The 25278-nt window shown below is 71.2% G+C and carries 20 protein-coding genes; 4 read left to right on the top strand and 16 right to left on the bottom strand.

Features of this window, described 5'->3' with window-relative positions; all coding sequences use genetic code 11:
• Positions 1 to 26 precede the first annotated feature (26 nt).
• The 4 genes from ABD194_RS02640 to ABD194_RS02625 all read left to right on the top strand — a co-directional run bounded on the left by ABD194_RS02640 (position 27) and on the right by ABD194_RS02625 (position 5198).
• Entirely contained in the window at positions 27 to 1088 is a 1062-nt protein-coding gene (locus ABD194_RS02640) for a 2-oxoacid:ferredoxin oxidoreductase subunit beta (protein WP_343988186.1), read from the top strand.
• Positions 1085 to 2062: an EamA family transporter RarD gene (gene rarD, locus ABD194_RS02635; protein ID WP_343987075.1), complete on the top strand. Its 978-nt coding sequence runs from the start codon at positions 1085 to 1087 to the stop codon at positions 2060 to 2062. The genes ABD194_RS02640 and rarD overlap by 4 nt, the downstream gene beginning before the upstream one ends.
• A 40-nt stretch (positions 2063 to 2102) precedes the next feature.
• Positions 2103 to 3689: an MFS transporter gene (locus tag ABD194_RS02630; protein WP_343987072.1), complete on the top strand. Its 1587-nt coding sequence runs from the start codon at positions 2103 to 2105 to the stop codon at positions 3687 to 3689.
• Between the two features lie 96 nt (positions 3690 to 3785).
• Positions 3786 to 5198 carry a class II fumarate hydratase gene (locus ABD194_RS02625; RefSeq protein WP_343987069.1) on the top strand — a complete coding sequence of 471 codons (1413 nt, stop codon included), beginning with the start codon at positions 3786 to 3788 and terminating at the stop codon, positions 5196 to 5198.
• A 421-nt stretch (positions 5199 to 5619) separates the two neighbouring features.
• Here ABD194_RS02625 and ABD194_RS02620 read toward each other — a convergent pair whose 3' ends face one another.
• The 16 genes from ABD194_RS02620 to ABD194_RS02545 all read right to left on the bottom strand — a co-directional run bounded on the left by ABD194_RS02620 (position 5620) and on the right by ABD194_RS02545 (position 25265).
• Complete coding sequence (locus ABD194_RS02620; protein WP_343987066.1) at positions 5620 to 6963, bottom strand: D-arabinono-1,4-lactone oxidase; 1344 nt, start codon at positions 6961 to 6963, stop codon at positions 5620 to 5622.
• Positions 6956 to 8137: an alanine racemase gene (locus ABD194_RS02615; RefSeq protein WP_343987063.1), complete on the bottom strand. Its 1182-nt coding sequence runs from the start codon at positions 8135 to 8137 to the stop codon at positions 6956 to 6958. The genes ABD194_RS02620 and ABD194_RS02615 overlap by 8 nt, the downstream gene beginning before the upstream one ends.
• Positions 8138 to 8251: 114 nt before the next feature.
• Entirely contained in the window at positions 8252 to 9268 is a 1017-nt protein-coding gene (locus ABD194_RS02610; protein ID WP_343987060.1) for a polyprenyl synthetase family protein, read from the bottom strand.
• Positions 9269 to 9305: 37 nt separating this feature from the next.
• A complete protein-coding gene (nuoN, locus tag ABD194_RS02605) occupies positions 9306 to 10919 on the bottom strand; it encodes an NADH-quinone oxidoreductase subunit NuoN (protein ID WP_343987057.1) in 1614 nt (537 codons plus the stop codon).
• On the bottom strand, positions 10916 to 12517 hold the full coding sequence (locus tag ABD194_RS02600) for an NADH-quinone oxidoreductase subunit M (protein WP_343988182.1): 1602 nt from the start codon (positions 12515 to 12517) through the stop codon (positions 10916 to 10918). Before ABD194_RS02600 ends, nuoN begins: the two co-directional genes overlap by 4 nt.
• A gap of 20 nt (positions 12518 to 12537) precedes the next feature.
• Complete coding sequence (nuoL, locus tag ABD194_RS02595) at positions 12538 to 14523, bottom strand: NADH-quinone oxidoreductase subunit L (RefSeq protein ID WP_343987054.1); 1986 nt, start codon at positions 14521 to 14523, stop codon at positions 12538 to 12540.
• 15 nt (positions 14524 to 14538) lie between these two features.
• Positions 14539 to 14829 carry an NADH-quinone oxidoreductase subunit NuoK gene (gene nuoK / locus ABD194_RS02590; protein WP_371860843.1) on the bottom strand — a complete coding sequence of 97 codons (291 nt, stop codon included), beginning with the start codon at positions 14827 to 14829 and terminating at the stop codon, positions 14539 to 14541.
• Positions 14830 to 14834: 5 nt separating this feature from the next.
• Complete coding sequence (locus ABD194_RS02585; protein ID WP_343987044.1) at positions 14835 to 15623, bottom strand: NADH-quinone oxidoreductase subunit J; 789 nt, start codon at positions 15621 to 15623, stop codon at positions 14835 to 14837.
• Positions 15620 to 16480, bottom strand: a complete 861-nt coding sequence (nuoI, locus tag ABD194_RS02580; RefSeq protein ID WP_343987041.1) for an NADH-quinone oxidoreductase subunit NuoI — start codon at positions 16478 to 16480, stop codon at positions 15620 to 15622. Before nuoI ends, ABD194_RS02585 begins: the two co-directional genes overlap by 4 nt.
• Complete coding sequence (nuoH, locus tag ABD194_RS02575) at positions 16473 to 17918, bottom strand: NADH-quinone oxidoreductase subunit NuoH (RefSeq protein ID WP_343987038.1); 1446 nt, start codon at positions 17916 to 17918, stop codon at positions 16473 to 16475. The genes nuoI and nuoH overlap by 8 nt, the downstream gene beginning before the upstream one ends.
• The gene (locus ABD194_RS02570; RefSeq protein WP_343987034.1) at positions 17915 to 20398 is read right to left on the bottom strand and encodes an NADH-quinone oxidoreductase subunit G; all 2484 of its coding nucleotides are present in this window, start codon (positions 20396 to 20398) and stop codon (positions 17915 to 17917) included. The genes nuoH and ABD194_RS02570 overlap by 4 nt, the downstream gene beginning before the upstream one ends.
• Positions 20395 to 21738 carry an NADH-quinone oxidoreductase subunit NuoF gene (gene nuoF, locus ABD194_RS02565; RefSeq protein WP_343987032.1) on the bottom strand — a complete coding sequence of 448 codons (1344 nt, stop codon included), beginning with the start codon at positions 21736 to 21738 and terminating at the stop codon, positions 20395 to 20397. The genes ABD194_RS02570 and nuoF overlap by 4 nt, the downstream gene beginning before the upstream one ends.
• A complete protein-coding gene (gene nuoE, locus ABD194_RS02560) occupies positions 21735 to 22523 on the bottom strand; it encodes an NADH-quinone oxidoreductase subunit NuoE (RefSeq protein WP_343987030.1) in 789 nt (262 codons plus the stop codon). Before nuoE ends, nuoF begins: the two co-directional genes overlap by 4 nt.
• Positions 22520 to 23908: an NADH-quinone oxidoreductase subunit D gene (locus ABD194_RS02555; protein ID WP_343987028.1), complete on the bottom strand. Its 1389-nt coding sequence runs from the start codon at positions 23906 to 23908 to the stop codon at positions 22520 to 22522. The genes nuoE and ABD194_RS02555 overlap by 4 nt, the downstream gene beginning before the upstream one ends.
• On the bottom strand, positions 23908 to 24714 hold the full coding sequence (locus ABD194_RS02550; RefSeq protein WP_343987025.1) for an NADH-quinone oxidoreductase subunit C: 807 nt from the start codon (positions 24712 to 24714) through the stop codon (positions 23908 to 23910). Before ABD194_RS02550 ends, ABD194_RS02555 begins: the two co-directional genes overlap by 1 nt.
• The gene (locus ABD194_RS02545; RefSeq protein WP_343987022.1) at positions 24711 to 25265 is read right to left on the bottom strand and encodes a NuoB/complex I 20 kDa subunit family protein; all 555 of its coding nucleotides are present in this window, start codon (positions 25263 to 25265) and stop codon (positions 24711 to 24713) included. The genes ABD194_RS02550 and ABD194_RS02545 overlap by 4 nt, the downstream gene beginning before the upstream one ends.
• Positions 25266 to 25278 lie beyond the last annotated feature (13 nt).

The following is a 25278-nucleotide window of genomic DNA, read 5'->3' as shown; positions in this document are numbered from 1 at the left end:
GCATCGACCTTCCCGTCGACCTCGGTATGCCGTCCGCCGGGCCTGGTGCCACCGGCACCGCGGGAGTCCCGCGCCTTCCCGACGGCTCTGCGCTGGCCAAGAAGGACTTCACGTCCGACCAGGAGGTGCGCTGGTGCCCGGGCTGCGGCGACTACGCGATCCTCGCCGCCGTCCAGGGCTTCCTGCCCGAGCTCGGCCTCAAGCGCGAGAACATCGTCTTCGTCTCGGGCATCGGCTGCAGCTCGCGCTTCCCGTACTACCTCGACACCTACGGCATGCACTCGATCCACGGCCGCGCCCCGGCCATCGCGACGGGGCTCGCAGCCACACGCGAGGACCTGTCCGTGTGGGTCGTCACCGGTGACGGCGACGCGCTGTCGATCGGCGGCAACCACCTCATCCACGCCCTGCGCCGCAACGTCAACCTCAAGATCCTGCTCTTCAACAACGAGATCTACGGCCTGACCAAGGGCCAGTACTCCCCCACCTCGCACGTGGGCCAGGTGACCAAGTCGAGCCCGCTCGGCTCGCTGGACCGGCCGTTCAACCCGGTGTCGCTGGCACTCGGGGCCGAGGCGAGCTTCGTCGCGCGGACCATGGACTCCGACCGGCAGCACCTGACGTCGGTGCTGCGGGCGGCGGCCGAGCACCGCGGGTCGGCGCTCGTCGAGATCTACCAGAACTGCCCGATCTTCAACGACGGCGTGTTCGACGTGCTCAAGGACCGCACCGAGGCGGCCGCGCGCATCCTGCACCTCGCCGACGGCGCGGAGGTGGCGGCCGGCGACGACGTCGTGGTCCGCGACGACCGAGGCTCGCTCGCCGTCGTGGCGCGCGCCGAGGCCGACCCGGCCCGGATCGTGCGCCACGACGTCACGGCCGAGAACCCGTCTGCGGCGTTCGCGCTCTCTCGCCTCGACAGCCCGGACCTGGGCCACGTGCCGATGGGCGTGTTCCGCAACGTGCAGCGACCGACCTACGACGACTCGCTGCGCGAGCAGATCGCCTCGGCTCGCACCGGCGAGGTCACCGACGCCGACATCGACGCGCTGCTGGCCGGCCGGGACACCTGGACCGTGGGGGCGTGAGCGCCCGGCAGTCCGTCGCACCGGTCACGCCACCCTCGACCGCGCCCTCGGGAGAGGTCGGCCGGGGCACCCTCCTCGGCTTCGCGGCATACGGCATCTGGGGGCTCTTCCCGCTCTACTTCGACGCGCTCAGGCCTGCCGGGCCGTGGGAGATCCTCGCCCACCGCATCCTGTGGACACTGCTCTTCTGTGTCGTCGTGCTCCTCGTCGTGCGCGACTTCGGCTGGGTCCGGCCGCTGCTGCGCCGGCCGCGGCTGCTCGCGGGGACTGCCGTCGCCGCGGTGCTCATCGCGGTCAACTGGGTGGTCTACGTCGCAGCCGTGACCTCGGGCAACACGTCCGAGGCCGCGCTCGGCTACTTCCTCAACCCGCTCGTCACGGTGGCGCTCGGCGTCGTCGTGCTGCGCGAACGCCTGCGGGTGCTGCAGTGGGTGGCCGTCGCCATCGGCGTCGCCGCGGGTGTCTACCTCGGCGTCAGCGGCGGGCGGGTGCCGTGGGTGGCCCTCACGCTCGCCGTGTCGTTCGCGCTCTACGGCCTGACGAAGAAGAAGATCGGGGTCAGCCTCGACGCGATCCACGGGCTGACCGTCGAGACCGTCGTGCTCGCGCCGGTCGCCGTCGTGCTGCTCCTCGTCGTCGGGGCGCAGGGCGGCCTGGAGTTCGGCCACCACGGCGCGTGGCACACCTCGCTGCTCGTGCTCTCCGGCATCGTGACGGCGCTGCCGCTGCTGTGCTTCGCCGCGGCGGCCCGGCGCATCCCGCTCGTCTCGATCGGGCTCATCCAGTTCGTCACGCCCGTCATGCAGCTGCTGTGCGCGGTCCTGCTGCTCGGGGAGCACATGCCCACCGAGCGCTGGATCGGCTTCGGCATCGTCTGGGTCGCCCTTCTCGTGCTCACCGTCGACTCGCTCGTCAGCCTGCGTGGGGCCCGCGCCGCGCGGCGTGACCTGCCGGTCGACGACTGCCCGCGCTGAGCGACGACGGCGGTGCCCGTCGTGGTGACAGACTGCCGGGATGAGTGACGTCGCCCTCGCGTCCCGCACCGGCCGGTTCGTCGTCGCGGCCGCTGTCCTGGGGTCCGGCATGGCGCTGCTCGACGGGACAGTCGTCAACGTCGCCCTCGTGCGCCTGGGCGACGACCTCGGCGCCAGCATGGCCGACCTGCAGTGGATCACCAACGGCTACCTGCTGGCCCTGGCCTCGCTCATCCTGCTCGGCGGCTCCCTCGGTGACCTCTACGGCCGGCGCCGGGTCTTCGTCATCGGCGTCACGTGGTTCACGCTCGCCTCCGCGGCGTGCGGCCTCGCCCAGTCACCAGGCCAGCTCGTCGCCGCGCGCGTGCTGCAGGGGGTCGGCGGCGCCCTGCTGACGCCGGGCAGCCTGGCGATGATCCAGGGGTCGTTCCGGCCGGACGACCGCGGCAAGGCGATCGGCGCGTGGTCGGGCCTCGGCGGGGTCGCCTCGGCCATCGGGCCGTTCGTCGGCGGGTGGCTCGTGCAGTTCGCGAGCTGGCGGTGGGCCTTCCTCGTCAACGTGCCGCTCGGCGTCGTCACCGTCTGGATCGCCCAGCGGCACGTTCCCGAGACCCGGGACGCGCAGGCCGACCATCGCTTCGACGTCCCCGGCGCCCTGCTCGCCACCCTGTCCCTCGGGGCCGTGACCCTCGCCCTCATCCAGCACGAGGCCCTCGGGCCGGCCCGGTCGGTGCTGGTCGGCGTCCTGGGCCTGCTCCTCGGGGGCGCCTTCGTCGTCGTCGAGCGCCGCAGCGCATACCCCATGGTGCCGCCGTCGCTCTTCGCCTCGCGCCAGTTCAGCGCGGCCAACGCCATGACGCTGCTCGTCTACGCCGCCCTCGGCGCCGTGTTCTTCTTCCTCACCCTGCAGCTGCAGACGGTCCTCGGCTACGGCCCCCTGCAGGCCGGCCTCGCCTCGCTACCCGTCACCGTGCTGATGCTCTTCCTCGCCGCCCGCGGCGGGGAGCTGGCCTCGCGCATCGGGCCGCGGCTGCCGATGACCGTCGGACCGGTCGTGTGCGGTGCCGGCACCCTCCTGCTCGCCGGCGTCGGCGCGGGCTCGAGCTACTGGAGCGGCGTGCTGCCCGGGGTCACCGTCTTCGGCCTCGGGCTGACGCTGCTCGTGGCTCCGCTCACGGCGACGGTGCTCGCGGCAGCCCCCGACCGCTACGCCGGCGTGGCGAGCGGGGTCAACAACGCCGTGGCGCGCGCCGGAAGCCTGCTGGCCGTGGCCGCCCTGCCGGCGGTCGTTGGGCTCAGCGGCTCGGACTACGCCGTGCCCGAGGCCTTCTCGGCCGGCTACCGCACGGCGATGCTCCTCTGTGCCGTCCTCCTGGTCGCCGGCGGGATCGTCTCCTGGCTGCTCATCCGCAACCCCGTCCGGGAGGAGGCCCTGGAGGGCGAGGAATCCGAGCGGGTCTCAGGGGCCGGCACGACGGTCGGCCGTCAGCCCTCCCCCGAGCACGACGTCCCGTCGGCCCTCGGCGCCGCCACTCGGCGTACGGCGCCGGCGGGGTGGTCGTGCGCGGGGTCCGAGGGGTGCCCCGGAACCGTCGTCCGCAGCGAGACCACCGCCCAGGACCGCTGACGGGACGCGTGCGGGACCGTTCGACGGGTGCGCGCCGGTCCACGGGCCCGGCGGACCGCCGGGTGCAAGAGTCACCCCAGCGGGCAAGATGAGGGCATGAGCGACGTGGCGAAGCAGGGTTTCCGCACCGAGCACGACTCCATGGGCGAGGTCCAGGTGCCCGCCGACGCGCTGTGGGGAGCGCAGACGGCGCGTGCCGTCGAGAACTTCCCGATCAGCGGCCGACCGGTGCCGGCCGGGGTGGTGCACGCCCTCGCGCAGATCAAGGCCGCGGCGGCGGAGGTCAACGCGGAGCTCGGGGTCCTCGACGAGGACCGTGCAGCGTCCATCGCGGCCGCCGCTCGCGAGGTGGCGGACGGCGAGCACGACGACCAGTTCCCCATCGACGTGTTCCAGACCGGGTCGGGCACCTCGACGAACATGAACGTCAACGAGGTGGTGGCCCGACTCGCGCGCCTCTCGGGCGACCTCGACGTGCACCCGAACGACCACGTCAACGCCGGCCAGTCGAGCAACGACACGTTCCCCAGCGCCCTGCGCATCGCGGCGACGACCGCAGCGGTCGACGAGCTCGTGCCCGCGCTCGAGCACCTGGCCGCGGCGCTGGGACGCAAGGAGGCCGAGTTCGCCGACGTCGTCAAGGCCGGGCGCACGCACCTGATGGACGCCGTGCCGGTCACCCTCGGGCAGGAGTTCGGCGGCTACCGCCGCCAGCTCGAGCTCGGCGCCGGCCGCGTGCGCACCGCGGCGGAGGCCACGAGCGAGCTGCCGCTGGGCGGCACCGCCGCGGGGACCGGCCTCAACGCCGCTCCGGGGTTCGCCGCGGCCGTCATCGAGCGCGTCTCCCGGCAGACCGGGATCGACTTCCGCGAGGCCGACAACCACTTCGAGGCGCAGTCCACGCAGGACGCGGTCGTCGAGCTGTCGGGTGCCCTGAAGGTCGTCGCCGTCAGCCTCACCAAGATCTGCAACGACCTGCGCTGGATGAGCTCCGGGCCCCGCACGGGCCTCGGCGAGATCCACCTGCCCGACCTGCAGCCCGGCTCGAGCATCATGCCCGGCAAGGTCAACCCGGTCGTGCCCGAGGCGACGCTCATGGCGTGCGCCCAGGTCATCGGCAACGACGTCGTCATCACCACGGCCGGTGCGGCCGGCAACTTCGAGCTCAACGTCATGCTGCCCGTCCTCGCCAAGAACGTTCTCGAGTCGATCGGCCTGCTGGCCGCCACGAGCCGGCTGCTCGCCGACCGGTGCGTCGACGGCATCACCGCCGAGGTCGAGCACGCGCGCGCCCTGGCCGAGGGCTCGCCCTCGATCGTCACCCCGCTCAACCGCTACATCGGCTACGAGGCAGCGGCGGCGGTCGTCAAGCAAGCCGTCAAGGAGCGCCGGACCATCCGCGAGGTCGTCCTCGAGCAGGGCCACGTCGACAGCGGCACGCTGACCGAGCAGCAGCTCGACGAGGCCCTCGACGTGCTCTCGATGACCCGGCCCACCTCGGGGGCCTGAGGAGACCCGGCACGCCGACGGCATACGCCCCGGAGCCGCCCCACCGGGGGCACGATCCCTCTACGGTCGGGACCATGGACCTCGACGAGGTGGACGCCTACCTCTGCACGCTCGACGGCGTCCGCGCCCGCCGGACCGGCGGCCGGCGTGGGTGGTACGTCGACGGCCTGCTCGTCGCCCGCGCCGACGCCCCCGGCACCGTGCTGGTGCGCCTCGGCGGGGCCGACCGCGAGCGCCTCGTGACGACGCACCCGAGACGTTCGGGGTGCCGCCCCGTTGGGAGGCGCACACCAAGGTGCAGGCCGATCTCGACGGCGACGCCGAGGCCCTGCGGCGCGCCCTGCGCCTCGCGTGGGAGCGGCAGCGCGCCGCGCGCGGCTGACCGAGGCAGACGGCATACCGTGCTTCGGCAGTTCTCCGGTCAGGCGCCGAGGACCCGGTCGAGGTAGGGGTTGGCGAAGCGGCGCTGCGGGTCGACCCGGTCCCGGACGGCCAGGAAGTCGTCGAAGCGCGGGTAGACGCTGCGCAGGTAGTCCGCGCGGCGGGTGTGCAGCTTGCCCCAGTGCGGCCGGCCGCGGTGGTTGGCCGCGATCGCCTCGAAGGCGTCGAAATACGCACCGTGCTGCTGCCGGTGGTAGCGGTGGACGGCGACGTAGCAGCTCTCCTGCTCGTACGCCGTCGACAGCCAGACGTCGTCGGCCGCCGCAACGCGGCACTCCACGGGGAACGAGATGCGCTCGTCGTGGGTGTCGACCCACTCGCGCAGCTCCCGGAGCACGTCCCGCAGGGCAGCCCGGGGGAACGCCCACTCGGACTCCGCGAAGCGCACCTCGCGCGCGGTCACGAACACCTTGTGGGAGCGGTCGGTGTACTGGCGGCTGCTGAGGGCGCGCGCCGCGACGGCGTTGATCCCCCTCGTGGAGCGCGGCACCCTGGTGGCGACGCGGTTGGTCAGCTCGAAGACCCGGTTGCTGAGCAGGTCGTCGTCGAGCCTCTCCCGCCACGCCCGCAAGGGGCGCCTGGCCGTCCCCTCGGGGACGCGGTTGTTGCGCTTGGTCAGGGCCCGGTCGGTGTGGGGGAACCAGTAGAACTCGAAGTGGTCGTTGGTCTCGGCCAGGGTGTCGACGTGGGCGAGGACCTCCGGGAGGCGCTCGGGTCGCTCGACGGCGTGGAGCAGGAACGCCGGGACCACCGCGACGGTGATCTCGGTGACGACGCCGAGCGCGCCGAGCCCGAGGCGTGCCGCCTGGAAGAGGTCGGGCTCGCGGGTGGGCGAGCAGTCGACGACCGAGCCGTCGGCGAGCACGATGCGCAGCGCCCGGACACCCGCGGAGAGCCCGGTGAGGCGCAGGCCCGTGCCGTGCGTGCCCGTCGCCGTCGCGCCGGCCAGGCTCTGCCGGTCGATGTCGCCGAGGTTGGGCAGGGCGTGGCCGAAGGCCGCCAGCTCCTCGACGAGGACGTGCAGCGGCGTGCCCGCACGGACGGTCGCCTCGCCGCGCGTCGAGTCGATCGAGGTGATGCCCGTCAACGCGCCGAGGCGCAGCTGCACCCCGTCGGTGACCGCCACACCGGTGAACGAGTGGCCGGCGCCGATCGCCTTGAGGCGCAGGCCCTTCCGGGCCGCCCGGCGGATCTCGTCGGCGACGTCGGCCTCGCTGCGGGGGTTCGCCACCCGGGCGAGCCTGGAGGTCTCCGTGCCGGCCCAGTTGGTCCAGTCGACGCTGCGCACGACCTTGCTGGTGGTGCCGCTGACGCTGTCAGCCAAAACACTGCCCTTCCCCGCGATACGTCGCGGCCCGTCCCACGACCCGGTCGCCTCCGTCGCTGCTGACCAGCACGAACTCCGTGAAGCGCTCGGCCAGCTCCCCCGCCTTGGCGTGCCGGAACCATATCCGATCCCCCAGTGAGAGCCGGTCGGCCCCCGACCCCTTCAGGGGCGTCTGCACCTCGCCCGCACCCTCCTGCCGCAGCAGCTCGAGCTCCTGCTCCGGCAGCGGGCTCGGCACCCGGGACCAGCCGGGCGGGCCCGAGGCGACGTAGCCACCGCCGTATGCCGTCACGAAGCCTTCGCCGGGACGGCGCACCACCGGGACGGCGAAGTAGGCGGCAGGACGCAGCGACAGGGCGTCGTAGCGGTCGAACAGGGTGGGCGCGAAGAGCCCGGAACCGGCGGCGAGCTCGGTCAGCGAGGGGTCGAGGTGGCTCACGTGCAGGCTTCCGGTGCCGCCGCCGTTGACGAGCTCGAGGTCCACGAGGGCCCTGGCGGCGGCAACGACCTCGGCTCGCCGGGCCCGCAGCTCGGTGTCGGAGAGCCGCTTCATCCGGCGGACCACTGGGGACGAGTCGGGCTGGCCGGCGATCTGGGCCTCGTAGAACATCAGGCCGGTGACGACGAGGCCGCGCTCCTGCGCCCGGCGGATGACCGCCTCGACGTCGGCGGGGCTGCGAGTCGGCGACCGCCGGACCCCGAGGTGTGCCGGCCCGACGCGCAGGGAGGCATCGACGTCGACGGCCACCCGCAGGCCGCTGTGGCCCGGCACCTCGCGGGCGATGAAGTCCACGTGCTCCACGCTGTCGACCATGACGGTGACGGCCGGGGTGAGGGCCGGCTCGGTGGCGAGGCGGGTCAGGGCCGGCACGTCGACGCTCGGGTAGGCGACGAGCACGTTCGTGTGGCCGGCGCGGGCCCACCACAGGGCCTCCCGCACGGCGTAGCACATCAGGCCCTCGAAGCCGTCGTGGGCGAGGGCGCGCTCGATGAGCGACCGGCTTCGCAGGGACTTCGTGGCGACGCGGATGGGCTTGCCACCGGCAAGGGAGACGAGGGTGTCGGCATTGGCGTCGAACGCATCGAGGTCGACCACGGCCAGCGGCGCAGGCAGTCCGGCTGTCGCGGCCGAGAGGCGCGCCGCGACCGGTTCCGACAGACGGCGAAGCATGTCTGGCACCCTACCGAGCGTCGCCCCGCTCCTCGAGAGGAGTCGAGTGGGCACTGTGCACCAAGGCCTGGTGATACGAAGTGCCCTCTCGACCTGCTGGCGGTCTGAGTGGGATCAGCCGACGCGTTCGACCACGCTGAGGGCCAGCGCCTGCAGGGCCGCCTTGGCGTCGCTGTCGGGCAGCGGGTCGAGCAGGGCCTGCGCGTCGCGGGCGACGGCATGCGTCTCCTCGCGGGCCTGCTCGAGTGCCGGGTGGGCACGCAGCAGGCGCAGCGCCTCCGTGAGGGCGGCGTCGTCGCCCAGGTCGCCGTCCAGCAGCTCGAGCAGACGTGCGTCGTCGGTGTTGCCCGGGTCGGCCACGGCGCGGAAGCGGAGCACGGCCAGCGTGTCGACTCCCTCGCGCAGGTCCGTGCCGGGCAGCTTGCCGCTGTCGTCGGCGTCGGAGGCGATGTCGATCAGGTCGTCGGCGAGCTGGAAGGCCACGCCGAGCTTCTCGCCGTAGGAGCGCAGGGTCTCGACGGTCTCGGGCGAGCCGCCGCTGAACATCACGCCGTAGCGGGCAGCGGTGGCGATCAGCACGCCCGTCTTGTCGGCGAGGACGCCGAGGTAGTAGTCGACCGGGTCGACGCCCTGGGGGCACCCACGGTCGTCACGGATCTGGCCCGAGCACAGCCGCACGAACGTCTGGGCCTGGATCAGCACCGCCTCCGCGCCGAGGCCCGCGACGAGCTCGGACGCCTTGCCGAAGAGCAGGTCGCCGACCAGGATCGCCGTCGAGTTGTCGTAGGCGGCGTTGACCGAGGCGACGCCGCGCCGCACGGTCGCCTCGTCCATGACGTCGTCGTGGTAGAGCGAGGCGAGGTGGGTCAGCTCGACCCCGGCGGCCGCGCTGACGACGTCGTCGTTGATGCCGTCGCCCAGCTCGGCAGCCAGGAGGGTCAGCAGCGGCCGGAACCGCTTGCCGCCTGCCGCCACGAGGTGTTCCGAGGCCCGCGCGATGAAGGGGTCGTCGTGGTCGACGACCTGCCGCAGCAGGGCGTCGACGCGCTCCAGGCCGTCGCGCAGGCGCTCGGACAGCGCCGGCGAGGCGCCCGGGACACCGAGCACCGGCGGGGTGGCGTGCGTGGTCATCGAAGTCGTCGACCCTGACCCTCGAGCGACAGCATCGTCATCGGACGAACTGCGACGCGCGGTCGGCCAGGTCGAGCAGCGCCGACGGCAGGACGCCGAGGGCCAGCGTGACGAGCGTGCCGATGGCGATCGAGAACGTCGTCGAGACCGACGGCGTCACGACCTCGACGGCGTCGTCGGGCGCCTCGCTGAAGAACATCAGCACGATGACCCGCGCGTAGACGAAGACGGTGATCGCGCTGCAGATCACACCGACCACGGCAAGAACCGTGCCCGTCGCGCCACCGGTGCCGACCGCTGCGGCGAAGACCGCGAACTTCGAGACGAACCCGGAGGTCAGCGGGATGCCGGCGAAGGCGAGCATGAGGAAGGCGAACGCAGAAGCCACCACCGGGTAGCGCCGGCCGAGGCCCGCCCACTGCGACAGGTGCGTGGCCTCCGCGCCGTTCTGCCGCACCAGCGACACGATGGCGAAGGCCGCGATCGTGGCGAAGCCGTAGGCGACGATGTAGAAGAGCACCGCGCCGACGGCCTTGCGATCGAAGGCCAGCACGCCGACGAGGATGAAGCCCGCGTGGGCGATCGAGGAGTAGGCGAGCAGGCGCTTCATGTCGGTCTGGGTCACCGACAGCACCGACCCGACGACCATCGTCAGCAGGGCGACCAGCACGAGCGCGTTGGTCCACTCCCAGCGGGCCGTGTCGAGGCCGACGTAGGCCAGACGCAGGATCGCACCGAACGCGGCGGCCTTCGTGCACGCGGCCATGAAGCCGGTGACCGGCGTCGGGGCGCCCTGGTAGACGTCGGGTGTCCACGCGTGGAAGGGCACCGCACCGACCTTGAAGAGCAGGCCGACGAAGACGAGGAACGCGCCCGGCAGCAGCAGGCCGTTCATGGCGAGCGGACCGCTCGAGATCGCTCGGGACAGGTCACCGAAGTAGACCGAGCCGGCGTAGCCGTAGAGCAGCGCCGTGCCGAAGAGGAAGAAGGCCGAGCTGAAGGCACCGAGCAGGAAGTACTTGAGCGAGGCCTCCTGCGACAGCAGGCGGCGCCGACGGGCGAGGCCGGAGAGGATGTAGAGCGGCAGCGAGAGCACCTCCAGCGCGACGAACATGCCGATGAGGTCGTTCGTCGTCGGGAAGAGCATCATGCCGAAGATCGCGAACATCGTCAGCGGGAACACCTCGGAGGTCAGCGCCCCCGCGCGGGCGGCAGCCGTCTCGGTGGGCGAGCCGGGGGTCGAGGCGCCACTGGGGGTGAACGCGTCGGGACCCACGCCGCCGAAGCGCTCGGACATCGTCAGGACGCCGAGCACGCCGAGCAGCAGGATGGTGCCCTGCATGAAGAGGGCAGGCCCGTCGATGGCCAGGGCGAAGAGCTGGTGGCTCGTCGCCCCGTCGGTCAGGCCCATCGTCAGGCCCTGGTGCTTGGCCGCGACGAAGATCGACGCCGCCGCGGCGAGCAGGCCCACGACCGCGAGGGTCACCTGGATCGAGTGGCGTCGCTCGCGCGGCGCGAAGGCCTCGACGAGGACACCGACCAGGGCGACGACGAAGACGATGAGCAGCGGCAGGACCGCGAGGTATTCGACGTTCGACTGCTGGAACGCTGCGGGAAGTGCGGGCAGCGCCAGCGGAGCGACGGCGGTCACTTCGAGCTCCCTTCGGCCACGGTGCCGGCCGGGTTGAGGTTCGGAATGGCGTGCTGGACGTACGACAGGGTCTTGTCGACGGCCGGGTTGATCACGTTGAGCGCGATGTTCGGGACGAAGCCGAGGATCACGAACGCGGCGATGAGCGGGGCGGCGACGAGCTTCTCGCGCGTCGTCAGGTCGCGCACGGCGGTGAGGCCGCGGCGGCCCGGCTCGTCGAGACGGTCGTGCTCACGGGCGCTGACGAGCCCTTCCGGCCGCGGCCCGGTGGCAACCCGCTTGTACATCAGCAGGATGTAGAGCGCGGCCAGGATGATGCCGGCGGTCGCGATCACGGTGCCCACCGGCTGGGTCGAGAAGCTCCCGACGAGCACGAGGAACTCCGAGACGAAGCTCGACAGGCCGGGCAGCGCCAGGGCGGAGAGACCCGCCACGAGGAAGATGCCCGCGAGGGCCGGCGTGATGCGCTGCCACCCGCCGAAGTCGGGGATGCGCTTGCTCCCGCGGCGCCGGATGAGCATGGCCGCGAAGAGGAACAACGCCGCCGTGGAGAAGCCGTGGTTGACCATGTACAGCGTCGAGCCGCCCTGGCCCACGTTGGTGAAGGCGAAGATCCCCAGCACGATGAAGCCGAAGTGGCTCACGGACGTGTAGGAGACCAGGCGCATCATGTCGGTCTGGCCGATCGCGAGCAGCGCGCCGTAGATGACCGAGAGCACCGCGAGGGCGACCACGACCGGCGTGGCCCAGTGGCTCGCCTCCGGGAAGAGCTGGAGGCAGAAGCGGATCATCCCGAAGGTGCCGACCTTGTCGAGCACGCCGACGAGCAGCGTGGCCGTCGCCGGCGAGGACTCGGTGGCGGCGTCGGGCAGCCAGGTGTGGAACGGCACCATCGGCGCCTTCACCGCGAACGCGAAGAAGAAGCCGACGAAGAGCAGCCGCTCGGTGGTCGGGTCCATGGACAGGCCGGTGAGGCGCGAGATGAGGAAGCCCTCGCTGCCGCCGGGGCCCTGGAAGTAGAGGGCGATGACGGCGACGAGCATGATGAGGCCGCCAGCCAGCGAGAAGAGCAGGAACTTCATCGCGGCGTACTGCCTGCGCGAGCCGCCGAAGCGCCCGATGAGGAAGTAGACCGGGATGAGCATGGCCTCGAAGAAGACGTAGAAGAGGAACACGTCGGTGGCGGCGAACACCCCGACCATGAACGTCTCGAGCACGAGGATCAGCGCGAAGTACGTCTTGACGCGCTGGGTGCCACGCGGGCCGACCTCCTCCGGCACGTCGTGCCACGCCGCCAGCAGGCAGATGGGCGTCAGCACGAGCGCCATGAGGATGAGCACGAGGGCGATGCCGTCGACGCCGAGCGCGTAGCTGACCCCGAACTGCGGGATCCACGCGTGCTGCTCACCGAGCTGGAACTGCGCACCGGAGGAGCGGTCGAACGTCGTGGCGGCGACGATGCCGACGAGCAGCGTCACGACCGAGAACCCGAGCGCCATCCGCTTCGCGTTCTCGACACTGCCCGGGACGAACGCCACGACCAGCGCGCCGACGAGCGGCACGAGCATGAGGATCGTCAGCCACGGGGTGGCGGACATGGTGGTCGACACAGTCGTCATCAGGAGATCACCCAGAGTGCACCGAGGATGGCGACGACGCCCGCGAGCATCGTCAGGGCATAGGAGCGCGCGAAGCCGTTCTGAAGCCTGCGCAGGCGCGAGCTGGTCCCGCCGACGAGGGCGGCGAGGCCACCGGCCGCACCGTCGACGCCCTTGCTGTCGGCGAAGACGAGGGAGCGCGTGAGGTGGAGGCCGGGACGCATGAGGAGGGCCTCGTTGACCTGGTCCTGGTAGAGGTCCTGGCGGGCGGCCCGCGTGGCGAGGCGACCGGCCGGTGCGCGCACGGGCACGTCGTCGCGCCAGTAGCGCATCCAGGCGAGCGCGATGCCGGCGGCGACGAGCACCAGGGTCAGCACGACGAGCAGCCACGCGGGCAGCACCGGGTGGGCGTTCTCCGGCTCGGCACCCGTGACGGGCTCGAGCCAGTTGGTGATGCCACCGCTGACGCCGAGGATCAGGCCCAGGAAGGCGGAGCCGACCGCGAGGATCATCATCGGGACCGTCATGAGCAGGCCCGACTCGTGCGGGTGGACGTCGTCGGTCCAGCGCTTCTTGCCGTGGAAGGTCATGAAGAACAGGCGCGACATGTAGAACGCGGTGATGCCGGCGCCGATGAGCGCGGCCAGGCCGAAGACCCAGGGCCGCCAGCCCTCGCCGATGAACGCGGCCTCGATGATCTTGTCCTTGGACCAGTAGCCGGAGAAGGGCGGCACGCCGAGGATCGCGAGCCAGCCCAGCCCGAACGTGACCCAGGTGATCTTCATGGCACCGGACAGCCGCCCGAAGCGGCGCATGTCGACCTGGTCGTTCATGCCGTGCATGACCGAGCCGGCCCCGAGGAACATCCCGGCCTTGAAGAAGCCGTGCGTCAGCAGGTGGAAGACCGCGAACGCGTAGCCGACCGGGCCGAGGCCCGCGGCGAGCATCATGTAGCCGATCTGGCTCATCGTCGAGGCCGCGAGGGCCTTCTTGATGTCGTCCTTGGCGCAGCCGACGATCGCACCGAAGAGCAGTGTGATGGCGCCGACGATGACGACGACGAGCTGAGCGGTCGGGGCCGCCTCGAAGATCGGCGCGGAGCGCACGACGAGGTAGACGCCCGCGGTCACCATGGTCGCCGCGTGGATGAGCGCGGAGACGGGCGTCGGGCCGGCCATGGCGTCGCCGAGCCAGCTCTGCAGCGGGAACTGCGCCGACTTGCCGCAGGCGCCGAGCAGCAGCATCAGCCCGATGGCGGTCATGAAGCCCTGGTTGGCGTTGTTGCCGGCCGCGCCGAGCACCGTCTGGAAGTCGACCGCACCGAAGTGGAAGAACATCACGATGATGGCGATCGACAGGCCGAAGTCACCGACGCGGTTGGCGATGAAGGCCTTGTTGGCCGCGGTCGCGTAGGCCGGGTTGTAGTTCCAGAAGCCGATGAGCAGGTAGCTCGCGAGGCCGACGCCCTCCCAGCCGACGTAGAGCAGCAGGTAGGAGTTGGCCAGGACGAGCAGGAGCATCGCCGCGACGAACAGGTTGAGGTAGGCGAAGAAGCGCCGCTTGTCGGGGTCGTGCTCCATGTAGCCGAGGGAGTAGACGTGGATGAGCGACCCGACGAAGGTGATGAGCAGGACGAACACCATCGACAGCTGGTCGACGAGGAGCCCCGCGCTCAGCTTGAACGCGCCGTCGTTGATCCAGTCGTAGAGGTTGACGTTCATCGCGCGCGACCCCGAGTCGCGGCCGAGCATGGCCACGAACACCAGCGCGCCGACGACGAAGGCGCCCCACGAGAGGACGGTCGCGAGCACGGGCCCGAACTTGTCGGTGCGGCGGCCGCCGAGGAGCAGGACCGCGGAGCCGAGCAGCGGCAGCGCGACGAGCAGCCACGCGTATGCCGTCACCCCGGTCGCGGCGTGCGCCTCACCTTCGTGCGCGGCGAGGCCCGCGGCATACGTGCTCAGCGTGCTCGGTGAGCTCGCGAGCGTCTGGACGAGAGTTCCCATTCTGGGCGGCGCTCCTTACAGCTTCAGCAGGTTGGCGTCGTCGACCGAGGCCGAGCGGCGGGCGCGGAAGATCGCCATGATGATGGCGAGGCCCACGACGACCTCCGCGGCGGCGACGACCATGACGAACAGGGCCATGACCTGCCCGTCGAGGGCGCCGTGCATCCGGGAGAAGGTGACGAGGGCGAGGTTCGTCGCGTTGAGCATGAGCTCCACGCCCATGAAGACGATGATCGCGTTGCGTCGCGTCAGCACGGCGGCCGCGCCGATCGCGAAGAGCAGCACCGCGAGGTAGACGTAGTGCATCGGGCTCACTTGGACCGACCCTCCTCGATCTCTCGCTCGATGTGGCGCTCGACGTCCTTGAAGCCGTCGGCGGTGGCGACCTGGTCGCGCGCGACGAGGACGCGCGAGACGGACAGGTCGCTGGGCGTGCCGTCGGGCAGCAGCGCCGGGGTGTCGACCGCGTTGTGGCGGGCGTAGACACCGGGGGCGGGCAGGCCGGCGACGTTCTTGTTCTCGCGGACGCGGCGGGCGGCCCACTGGGCCTGGGTGATCCGCGGCGAGAGGCGCTCGCGGTGCGCGAGCACCATGGCCCCGAGGGCGGCCGTGATCAGCAGCGCGGAGGTGACCTCGAAGATCCAGACGTACTGGCCGAAGATCAGCTCGGCGAGGCCGGTGACGTTGCCCGTGTCGTTGTTGGACGCGACGAGCTTGTCCATGCCGGCCTGCACGCTCTGCTGGTCGACGACGACCTGGCCGATCGAGAAGACGAGCAGCCCGGCGAGACCGATGACGAGCAGGAACGCGGCCCAGCGTTGGCCGCGGATGGTCTCGACGATCGAGTCGGCGGAGTCGACGCCGACGAGCATGAGGACGAAGAGGAAGAGCATCATCACGGCGCCGGTGTAGACGAACACCTGCACGATGCCGAGGAAGTCGGCCTTCTGCATGATGTAGAAGACCCCGAGGATGCACATGACGACGGCCATGCCCAGGGCCGCGTGGACGGCCTTCCTGGCGAAGAGCAGGCCCAGCGCGGCGAGGACCGCCAGCGGGGCGAGCAGCCAGAAGCCGACGGCTTCGGCGGTGGAGGTCACGGGTTGGCCCCTTCCCTGGTCTGGGCTGCGGTCGGGTGCTCCGAGTGCGCCACGTCGTGCTCGTAGGGCACGGCCGCGGCGGCATTGCCGGGGCGACCGACGGCGCCGGTCACCGAGGGGGCGCCGCTGCCGTCGTCGTCGAGGGCGTCGAGGTCCTCGTCGTCGGTGCCCGCGTCACGGGCGTCGACGTACGCCTTCTGCGCGTCGGTGGCTGCGGTGACCTTGCCCTGGTAGTAGTCGCGCTCCTCCATGCCGTCGGCCATGGGGAACGGCGGGGGCAGCATGCCGCCCTGGAGCGGCGCGAGGAGCTGGTCCTTGGTGAAGATGAGCTTGCCGCGGTCGTTGTCGGCCAGCTCGTAGAAGTTGGTCATCGTCAGTGCGCGCGTCGGGCACGCCTCGATGCACAGGCCGCAGAAGATGCAGCGCAGGTAGTTGATCTGGTAGACGCGGCCGTAGCGCTCCCCCGGGCTGAAGCGGCCCTTGCCGCCCTGGTCGAGGGGGGTGTCGTCGTTGTCGGCGCCCTCGACGAGGATCGCGTCTGCGGGGCAGGCCCAGGCGCACAGCTCGCAGCCGACGCACTTCTCGAGGCCGTCGGGGTGACGGTTGAGCTGGTGGCGTCCGTGGAAGCGCGGCGCCGTGGGGCGCGGCTTCTCGGGGTACTCCTCGGTCGCGACCTTGCGGAACATCGTCCCGAACGACACCCCGAAGCCGGCGACGGGAGCGAACAGCTCGGACAGGAAGCCCTTGCCGCGCTCGTCGCTGCCGGATCGCTGCTCGCGCGGCGTGCCGACCTCGGAGGCCGGCCGGTCGGCAGGGCTCTGGGGCGACACGTCCTTGCCGACGGTGTCGTCAGCCATGGTCCTCCTCCTTGGCGGTGCTCGAGCTGGTCGAGCTGGTCGAGCTGGTCGTGCTGCCGGTCAGCACCGGCTGGCGGGACGCGGCCAGTCGGTGGCTCGACTGGGTGGGCTCGGCGAGGCGCTGGCCGGGCAGCGGCGGCACCGGGTAGCCCCCGGCGAACGGGTCGATCTCCTCGGGCGGGGTCTCGTCGTCGGCGGCGGCGCGGGCTGCGCGCCGGTCGTCCCAGATCCACGCCGCGGCGAGCGCGATGACGGCCACGATGCTGACGATGACGACGGTGGCCACCGAGAGCTCGCGACCGGCGAAGGTCAGCTTGCTGTCACCGAGAAAGCCGAGCTGGGCGCCGCGGATGAAGGCGACGGCCACGACCCAGGCGAGGGTGATCGGGATGAGGAACTTCCAGCCGAAGCGCATGAACTGGTCGTAGCGCACGCGCGGCAGTGAACCGCGCAGCCAGACGAAGATGAACATGAAGAACCACAACTTGGCGGTGAACCACAGCAGGCCCCACCAGGCGCCGCCGAACATGTTGTCGTTGATCGCCGAGATGATCGGCGGGGCCTGCCAGCCACCGAGGAACAGCGTGGTGGCCAGGGCCGAGACGGTGAACATGTTGACGTACTCGCCGAGGAAGAACATCGCGAACCGCATCGAGGAGTACTCGGTGTGGAAGCCACCGGTCAGCTCGCCCTCGCCCTCGGCGAGGTCGAACGGCAGTCGGTTGGTCTCCCCGACCATCGTGATGACGTAGACGGCGAAGCTGAAGAAGGCCGGGAGGATGTACCAGAGCGAGCTCTGTGCCGAGACGATCGCCGACGTCGACATCGACCCGCTGTAGAGGAAGATCGCGACGAGCGAGAGGCCCATGGCGATCTCGTAGCTGATGACCTGGGCGGTCGAGCGCAGGCCACCGAGAAGCGGGTAGGTCGAGCCGGAGCTCCAGCCGGCGAGGATGATGCCGTAGACGCCGACCGAGGCGACCGCGAGGACGAGCAGCACGGCCACGGGGACGTCGGTGACCTGCAGCGGAGTGTGGTGGCCGAACATCCAGACCGTGCCGCCGAGCGGGATGATCGCGAACGAGACGAACGCCATCGTCGCGGCGATGAGCGGCGCCGCGGTGTAGATGAGCTTCTCGGCGTTGGCCGGCGTGATGTCTTCCTTGAGCATCGACTTCATGCCGTCGGCCAGCGTCTGGAGCAGACCGAACGGGCCGTTGCGGTTGGGGCCGGGGCGCTGCTGCATGCGGCCGATGACGCGGCGCTCGAACCAGATGACGAGCAGCGTCGAGACGAGCAGGTAGACGAAGATGCCGACGGCCTTGATCAGCGCGATCCACCACGGGGTGTCGCTGAAGTCGGCCGCGGGGTTCTCTGTCGTGGGGAGCGAGGAGGGCAGCGCTGCCGCCACCCCGTACGCGGTCGCGGCGAGACTCATGCCGCACCACCCTTCGTGACGTGGACGCGACCGCCGGCATCGCTGCCGAGGCCGGTGCGGACGGAGCAGAGTCGCGAGTTGGTCGGCAGCCAGACGACGCCGTCGACCATGCCCTCGGTGACGACCGCGGGCAGGGTGACGTGGCCGGCGGGGCCGGTGACCGTCACCTCGTCACCCTCGGCGACGCCGAGCTCGGCGGCCGACGAGACGGACAGGCGTGCCACCGGAAGCGGCGCGGTGCCGGCGAGGAACGGCTCGCCGTCCTGCATCCGGCCGGCGTCGAGCAGCGTGGGCCAGGTGGCGAGGACGAAGTGACCCTCGCCGGCCGGGGCCAAGGCGACGCGCTGGCCGGCGGGGGCGCCGGTGGCGCGGGCGCCGCCCCACGGGCCGAGGGCCTCGAACTGGGCGTGGATCTCCCGCTGGGTGCGCGTCTCGAGGAAGAAACCCAGCTCGCTCGCGAGCATGTCGAGGGCACGGTGGTCGCTGACCTTGTTGCTCTCGAGCGCCTCGTCGAAGGCGCGGACGCGGCCCTCCCAGTTGACGTAGGTGCCGGACTTCTCCGACTGGGACGCGACGGGGAGCACGACGTCGGCGAGTGCCGTGACCGGCGACTCGCGCAGCTCGAGCGAGACGACGAAGGCCTTCTCCAGGGCCGCGGCGGCTGCCGGGTCCCCGAGGTCGGACGGGTCGACGCCACCGACGAGCAGGGCGTCGATGTCACCCGAGGCGGCAGCCGCGACGATGCCGGCGGTGTCGCGGGCCGGCGTGGCCGGCACCTGGTCGACGTCCCAGAGGCGGGCGACCTCGGCACGGGCGGCCGCGTCGGAGACGGGACGGCCGCCGGGCAGGAGCGCACCGAGCGCGCCGGTCTCGAGCGCGCCCCGCTCCCCCGCCCGACGCGGCACCCACGCGAGGCGGGCGCCGGTGGCGGCAGCGAGGTCGGCCGCGGCGGACAGGGCACCCGGCGAGGTGGCGAGGCGCTCACCGACGAGGATGACGCCGCCGGCGCCGAGGGCCTCGCGCGCTGCCGAGCCCAGGGGCGTGCCGGCCAGGCCGGCGAGGGCGGACGCCTCGTGACCCGGGACGGTCGGCAGCAGCGTGCCGCCCAGCTTGGTGAGGCCGCGCGTCTCGTGGGAGGCGACGGCATACACCCGCGTCTTGTTCCTCCGGAACGCCTTGCGCAGGCGCAGGAAGACGATGGGGCTCTCGTCCTCCGGCTCGAAGCCGACGAGGAGGACGGCGGGCGCCTTCTCGAGGTCGGCGTAGGTGACGGCGCCGCCCTCGGGACCGGTCGCGGCGACGTGCTCGGCGAGGAAGGCGACCTCCTCGGCCGAGTGCGGCCGGGCGCGGAAGTCGACGTCGTTGGTGCCCAGCACGACGCGGGCGAACTTGCCGTACGCGTAGGCGTCCTCGGCGGACACGCGGCCGCCGACGAGCACGCCGGCCGCCCTGGCCCGGGAGAGCCCGGCAGCGGCAGCGGCCAGGGCCTCGGGCCAGCCGACGACCCGGAGCTCACCGTCGGCGTCACGCACCATCGGGAAGTCGATGCGGTCGGGCTGCGTGGCGTAGGTGAACGCCCAGCGGCCCTTGTCGCAGTTCCACTCCTCGTTGACCGCCGCGTCCTCGTCGGCGAGACGACGCAGCACGACACCACGGCGGTGGTCGGTGCGCATGGCGCAGCCGCTCGCGCAGTGCTCGCACACGGACGGCGTCGACACGAGGTCGAACGGGCGGCTGCGGAAGCGGTAGGCCGCACCGGTCAGCGCGCCGACCGGGCAGATCTGGACGGTGTTGCCCGAGAAGTAGCTCTCGAAGGGCTTGTCCTCGTAGATGCCGATCTGCTGCAGCGCACCCCGCTCCACGAGCGCGATGAACGGGTCACCGGCGACCTGGTCGGAGAAGCGGGTGCACCGGGCGCAGAGCACGCAGCGCTCACGGTCGAGCAGCACCTGGGAGGAGATGTTGACCGGCTTGGGGTAGGTGCGCTTGACGTCCTCGAAGCGCGAGACCGGGCGGCCGGCGCTCATCGCCTGGTTCTGCAGCGGGCACTCGCCGCCCTTGTCGCAGACCGGGCAGTCGAGCGGGTGGTTGATGAGCAGCAGCTCCATGACGCCCTGCTGCGCCTTGTCGGCCACCTTGGACGTGTTCTGCGTGCCCACGACCATGCCCTCGGACACGGTCATCGTGCAGGAGGCCTGCGGCTTGGGCATCGGGCGGACGTTGCCCTCGCGGTCGGGCATCGCGACGTCGACGAGGCACTGGCGGCAGGCGCCGACCGGGTCGAGGAGCGGGTGGTCGCAGAAGCGCGGGATCTCGATCCCGACCTCCTCGGCGGCCCGGATGACGAGCGTGCCCTTGGGCACGCTGACGGGCACGCCGTCGATCGTCAGGCTGACGTGGTCGGGGTTCGCCGGGACCTGGGCGTTGCCGCCCTTGTCGACGGCGTTGCCACCCGCGGACGGGGAGCTCGTGACGGTCATGCGGACACCATCCCGCTGGACTCCTTGGTCTGGACCTGTGCCTGGACAGGGAAGAGGACCGACTTCTCCGGCGGGAACAGCTCGTGCGCCGGCGTGTGCATGCCGGCCTCGAACTCCTCGCGGAAGTACTGGACGGCCGAGGTGATCGGGCTGGTCGCCGCGTCACCGAGCGCGCAGAAGCTGCGGCCGAGGATGTTGTCGCAGATGTCGACGAGCTTGTCGATGTCGTCCTGCGTGCCCTGGCCGTTCTCGATGCGGTTCATGATCTGGCGCAGCCACCAGGTGCCCTCACGGCACGGGGTGCACTTGCCACACGACTCGTGCGCGTAGAAGTCGGTCCAGCGGGCGACGGCGCGCACGACGGAGACCGTCTCGTCGAACACCTGCAGGGCGCGGGTGCCGAGCATCGAGCCGGCCGCGGCGACCGAGTCGAAGTCGAGGGGCACGTCGAGGTGCTCCTCGGTGAAGATCGGCGTCGAGCTGCCGCCCGGCGTCCAGAACTTCAGCTTGCGGCCACCGCGCATGCCGCCGGCGAGGTCGATCAGCTCGCGCATCGTGATGCCGAGCGGCGCCTCGAACTGGCCGGGGTTGGTCACGTGGCCCGAGAGGCTGAAGATGCCGAAACCGGTGGACTTCTCGGTGCCCATGCCCTTGAACCAGTCGGCGCCCTCGAGGATGATCCCGGGCACCGAGGCGATGGACTCGACGTTGTTGACGGAGGTCGGGCGGGCGTAGAGACCGGCGGCGCCGGGGAACGGCGGCTTGAGGCGCGGCTGGCCACGGCGGCCCTCGAGCGAGTCGAGCAGCGCCGTCTCCTCGCCGCAGATGTACGCGCCGGCACCGGCGTGCACCGTGATGTCGACCTTGACGCCCTTGCCACCGACGTTCGTGCCGAGGTAACCCGCGGCGCGGGCCTCCTCGACCGCGCGCAGCAGGCGGCGGTAGACGTGGACGACCTCACCGCGGAGGTAGATGAAGGCGTGCTCGCAGCCGATGGCGTACGAGGAGATGATGACGCCCTCGATGAGCGCGTGCGGGTTGGCCATCATGAGCGGCACGTCCTTGCACGTGCCCGGCTCGGACTCGTCGGCGTTGACGACGAGGTAGCGCGGGCCGCCGTCGGGCGGGCTCATGAACGACCACTTCATGCCGGTCGGGAAGCCGGCGCCGCCGCGGCCGCGGATGCTGGAGTCCTTGACGGCGTCGATGATCGCCTGGGGTTCCATCTCGAGCGCCTTGGTGAGGGCCTGGTAGCCGTCGTGGCGCTCGTAGGTCGCGAGGGTCCAGGACTGCGGGTCGTCCCAGAACTTCGTGAGGATCGGGGTCAGGGTGTCGGTCACTTCGATCCGTCCTTCCCGTCGGCCGGCGCGGCCTGGGGCGCGCGCGAGCCGTTGCTGCCGGTGCCCTGGGCCCGGTCGGTGCCGGGCGCGGTCCAGCCGCGCTCGTTGGCGATGGTGAGGCCGAGCAGCGACGCCGGGCCGGCGCCCACGCCCTCGTCGGCGCGGCCGTCCTCGAAGCCCGCGAGCACCCGCGAGACCTCCTTGAACGTGCAGACCTTCGCGGCGCCACGCGTCGGCGTGACGTCCTTGCCGGCGCGCAGGTCGTCGACCAGGCCGATCGTGCTCTCGGGCGTCTGGTTGTCGAAGAACTCCCAGTTGGCCATCACGACGGGCGCGTAGTCGCACGCGGCGTTGCACTCGAGGCGCTCGAGGGTGATCCTGCCGTCCTCGGTCGTCTCGTCGTGGCCGACTCCCAGGTGCTCCGACACGCGGTCGAAGATCAGGTCGCCGCCCATGATCGCGCAGAGCGTGTTGGTGCAGACCCCGACGGTGTAGTCGCCGTTGGGGTGGCGCTTGTACTGGGTGTAGAAGGTCGCGACACCACTGACCTCGGCCTCGGTGAGGTCGAGGACCTCGGCGCAGAAGGCCACTCCCCGACCGGCCACGTAGCCGTCGACCGACTGCACGAGGTGCAGCAGCGGCAGCAGCGCCGAGCGCTTCTGGGGGTAGCGGGCGATGACCTCGGCGGCATCCGCGTGCAGGCGCTCGAGGACGTCGGCGGCATACGGCGCCTTCGACTCGGGGCTGACGTGCAGGAAGCCCGAGGCGTCGTGCCCAGCGCTCATCGGTCCACACCTCCCATGACGGGGTCGATCGAGGCCACGGCGACGATGACGTCGGCGATCTGGCTGCCTTCGCACATGGCGGCCACGGCTTGCAGGTTGTTGAAGCTCGGGTCGCGGAAGTGCGCGCGGTAGGGGCGCGTGCCGCCGTCGGAGACCAGGTGGCAGCCGAGCTCGCCCTTGGCGGACTCCACGGCCTGGTAGACCTGGCCCGGCGGGACCCGGAAGCCCTCGGTGACGAGCTTGAAGTGGTGGATGAGCGACTCCATCGAGCTGCCCATGATCTCGCGGATGTGGTCGAGGCTGTTGCCCAGGCCGTCGCTGCCGAGCGCCAGCTGCGCCGGCCAGGCGATCTTCTTGTCCTCGACCATGACCGGGCCCTCGCTGCCCTGGAGGCGGTCGGTGGCCTGCTCGATGATCTTCAGCGACTCGTACATCTCGTCGATGCGGATGCGCAGGCGGCCGTAGGCGTCCTGGCTCGTGCGGGTGATGACGTCGAAGTCGTACGTCTCGTAGCCGCAGTAGGGGTCGAGCTTGCGCAGGTCGTGCGGCAGGCCGGTCGAGCGCAGCACCGGGCCGGTGATGCCCAGGGCCATGCAGCCCGCCAGGTCGAGCACGCCGACGTCGACGGTGCGCCCCTTGAGGACGGGGTTCTCGTTGAGCAGCGCCTCGAGCTCGCCCAGGCCGCGCCGGATCTCGGGAACCATCTCGCGCAGGGCGTCGATCGAGCCGGGCGGCAGGTCCTGGGCCACACCGCCGGGGCGGATGTAGGCGTTGTTCATGCGCAGGCCCGTGATCATCTCGATGACGCGCAGGAGGCGCTCGCGCTCACGGAAGGCGACGGTCATGACGGTCGTCGCGCCCATCTCCATGCCACCGGTGCCGAGGCAGACCATGTGGCTGCTGATGCGGGTCATCTCCATCATCAGCACGCGGATGACGCTGGCGCGCTCGGGGATCTGCTCGGTGATGCCGAGCAGCTTCTCGATGGCGAGGCAGTAGGCCGCCTCCTGGAACATCGGCGTGAGGTAGTCCATGCGCGTGCAGAACGTGACGCCCTGCACCCAGTTGCGGTACTCCATGTTCTTCTCGATGCCGGTGTGGAGGTAGCCGATGCCCGCGCGGGCCTCGGTCACCGTCTCGCCGTCGATCTCGAGGATGAGTCGGAGCACGCCGTGGGTGGACGGGTGCTGCGGCCCCATGTTGACGACGATGCGCTCCTCGCCGAGCGAGGTGGCCTCGTCGACGAGGTCGTTCCAGTCACCGCCGGCGGCGTTGAAGACGTGGGCGCCCGCGCTGGCCTGCTCGTCGGCCGACGACGTCGCGTAGATGTCGTTGGTGCCGTGCTCGGGCACCTCGGTCTGGGTGAACTCGGTGTGGGTGCTCATCAGTTGTACGACCTCCGCTGGTCCGGCGGCGGGACGGTGGCCCCCTTGTACTCGACGGGGATGCCGCCGAGGGGGTAGTCCTTCCGCTGCGGGTGGCCCGGCCAGTCGTCGGGCATGAGGATTCGGGTCAGGGCCGGGTGGCCGTCGAACTCGATCCCGAACATGTCCCACGTCTCGCGCTCGTGCCAGTCGTTGGCCGGGTAGATCGAGACGATGGACGGGATGTGCCGGTCGTCGTCGGGGCACGACACCTCGACGCGAACACGCCTGCCGCCGTGGGTGATCGACACGAGGTGGTAGACGGCGTGCAGCTCCTCGCCGGCGCGGTCGGGGTAGTGCACACCGGACACGCCGGTGCAGATCTCGAAGCGCAGCGACGGGTCGTCGCGCAGCACGCGGGCCACGGCCGGCAGGTGCTGACGGCGCACGCGGAGGGTCATCTCGCCGCGGTCGATGACGACGCGGTCGACCGCCTCGGCATACGAGGCCGTGCCCCCGACGAGGCCACGCTCGAGGTTGTCGGCGATCTCGTCGAAGTAGCCGCCGTAGGGCCGTGCGGCCGCTCCGGCGATCAGGATCGGGCGCTGCAGGCGGGAGTAGCCGCTGGTGTCGCCGCCCTGGGTGACGCCGAACATGCCGCGGCGCACGCCGACGACCTCGGGCTCGAGGCCGGCAGCGGCGTCCTGGCGGATCTCGACCTCGTGGGGCGTCAGGCCGGAGGTCTGCGTCTTGGTCGTGTCTGCGTTGACGGCCGGGGCGCCGTCCTTCTTCTCGTTGCCCTTGCCGGGCTTGTCGGCGTCGCTCATGCGAGCAGCCCCTTCATCTGGTGCGTCGGCGTCGCGGAGAGCGCGGCGACCTCGGCAGCCTTGGCGGCCTCGACGCGGTTGACGCCGAGAGGCGACGTCTCGATCTGGTGGTGCAGCTCGATGATCGCGTTGAGCAGCATCTGCGGGCGCGGTGGGCAGCCCGGCAGGTAGATGTCGACGGGGACGATGTGGTCGACGCCCTGGACGATCGCGTAGTTGTTGAACATACCGCCCGAGCTGGCGCAGACGCCCATCGCGATGACCCACTTGGGGTTGGGCATCTGGTCGTAGACCTGGCGCACGACGGGGGCCATCTTCTGGCTCACGCGGCCGGCCACGATCATCAGGTCCGCCTGGCGCGGGGTCGCCGAGAAGCGCTCCATGCCGAAACGGGCGATGTCGTAGTCGGGGGTGCCGACCGCCATCATCTCGATGGCGCAGCAGGCGAGGCCGAAGGTGGCGGGCCAGATGGAGGCCTTGCGCATGTAGCCGGCGAGGCCCTCGACGGTCGAGAGCAGGAACCCGGCTGGGAGCTTCTCTTCGAGACCCATTGCTTACTCCTTA

The sequence above is a fragment of the Terrabacter terrae genome (assembly GCF_039529575.1).
In the GTDB taxonomy this organism is placed as follows: Bacteria; Actinomycetota; Actinomycetes; order Actinomycetales; family Dermatophilaceae; genus Terrabacter; species Terrabacter terrae.
The sequence above is the reverse complement of the archived record's forward strand: the minus strand, read 5'-3'. Positions and strand labels throughout refer to the sequence as shown.

What these genes read in the sequence shown, in the direction of transcription:
- ABD194_RS02610 (WP_343987060.1), bottom strand. Translation starts at nt 9,268, where the DNA reads ATGACCACGCACGCCACCCCGCCGGTGCTCGGTGTCCCGGGCGCCTCG.
- nuoL (WP_343987054.1), bottom strand. Translation starts at nt 14,523, where the DNA reads ATGGGAACTCTCGTCCAGACGCTCGCGAGCTCACCGAGCACGCTGAGC.
- nuoI (WP_343987041.1), bottom strand. Translation starts at nt 16,480, where the DNA reads ATGGCTGACGACACCGTCGGCAAGGACGTGTCGCCCCAGAGCCCTGCC.
- ABD194_RS02550 (WP_343987025.1), bottom strand. Translation starts at nt 24,714, where the DNA reads ATGAGCGACGCCGACAAGCCCGGCAAGGGCAACGAGAAGAAGGACGGC.
- nuoH (WP_343987038.1), bottom strand. Translation starts at nt 17,918, where the DNA reads ATGAGTCTCGCCGCGACCGCGTACGGGGTGGCGGCAGCGCTGCCCTCC.
- nuoK (WP_371860843.1), bottom strand. Translation starts at nt 14,829, where the DNA reads ATGCACTACGTCTACCTCGCGGTGCTGCTCTTCGCGATCGGCGCGGCC.
- ABD194_RS02555 (WP_343987028.1), bottom strand. Translation starts at nt 23,908, where the DNA reads ATGAGCACCCACACCGAGTTCACCCAGACCGAGGTGCCCGAGCACGGC.
- ABD194_RS02615 (WP_343987063.1), bottom strand. Translation starts at nt 8,137, where the DNA reads ATGCTTCGCCGTCTGTCGGAACCGGTCGCGGCGCGCCTCTCGGCCGCG.
- ABD194_RS02640 (WP_343988186.1), top strand. Translation starts at nt 27, where the DNA reads ATGCCGTCCGCCGGGCCTGGTGCCACCGGCACCGCGGGAGTCCCGCGC.
- ABD194_RS02600 (WP_343988182.1), bottom strand. Translation starts at nt 12,517, where the DNA reads ATGTCCGCCACCCCGTGGCTGACGATCCTCATGCTCGTGCCGCTCGTC.
- ABD194_RS02625 (WP_343987069.1), top strand. Translation starts at nt 3,786, where the DNA reads ATGAGCGACGTGGCGAAGCAGGGTTTCCGCACCGAGCACGACTCCATG.
- ABD194_RS02545 (WP_343987022.1), bottom strand. Translation starts at nt 25,265, where the DNA reads ATGGGTCTCGAAGAGAAGCTCCCAGCCGGGTTCCTGCTCTCGACCGTC.
- nuoE (WP_343987030.1), bottom strand. Translation starts at nt 22,523, where the DNA reads ATGAGCGCTGGGCACGACGCCTCGGGCTTCCTGCACGTCAGCCCCGAG.
- ABD194_RS02630 (WP_343987072.1), top strand. Translation starts at nt 2,103, where the DNA reads ATGAGTGACGTCGCCCTCGCGTCCCGCACCGGCCGGTTCGTCGTCGCG.
- ABD194_RS02570 (WP_343987034.1), bottom strand. Translation starts at nt 20,398, where the DNA reads ATGACCGTCACGAGCTCCCCGTCCGCGGGTGGCAACGCCGTCGACAAG.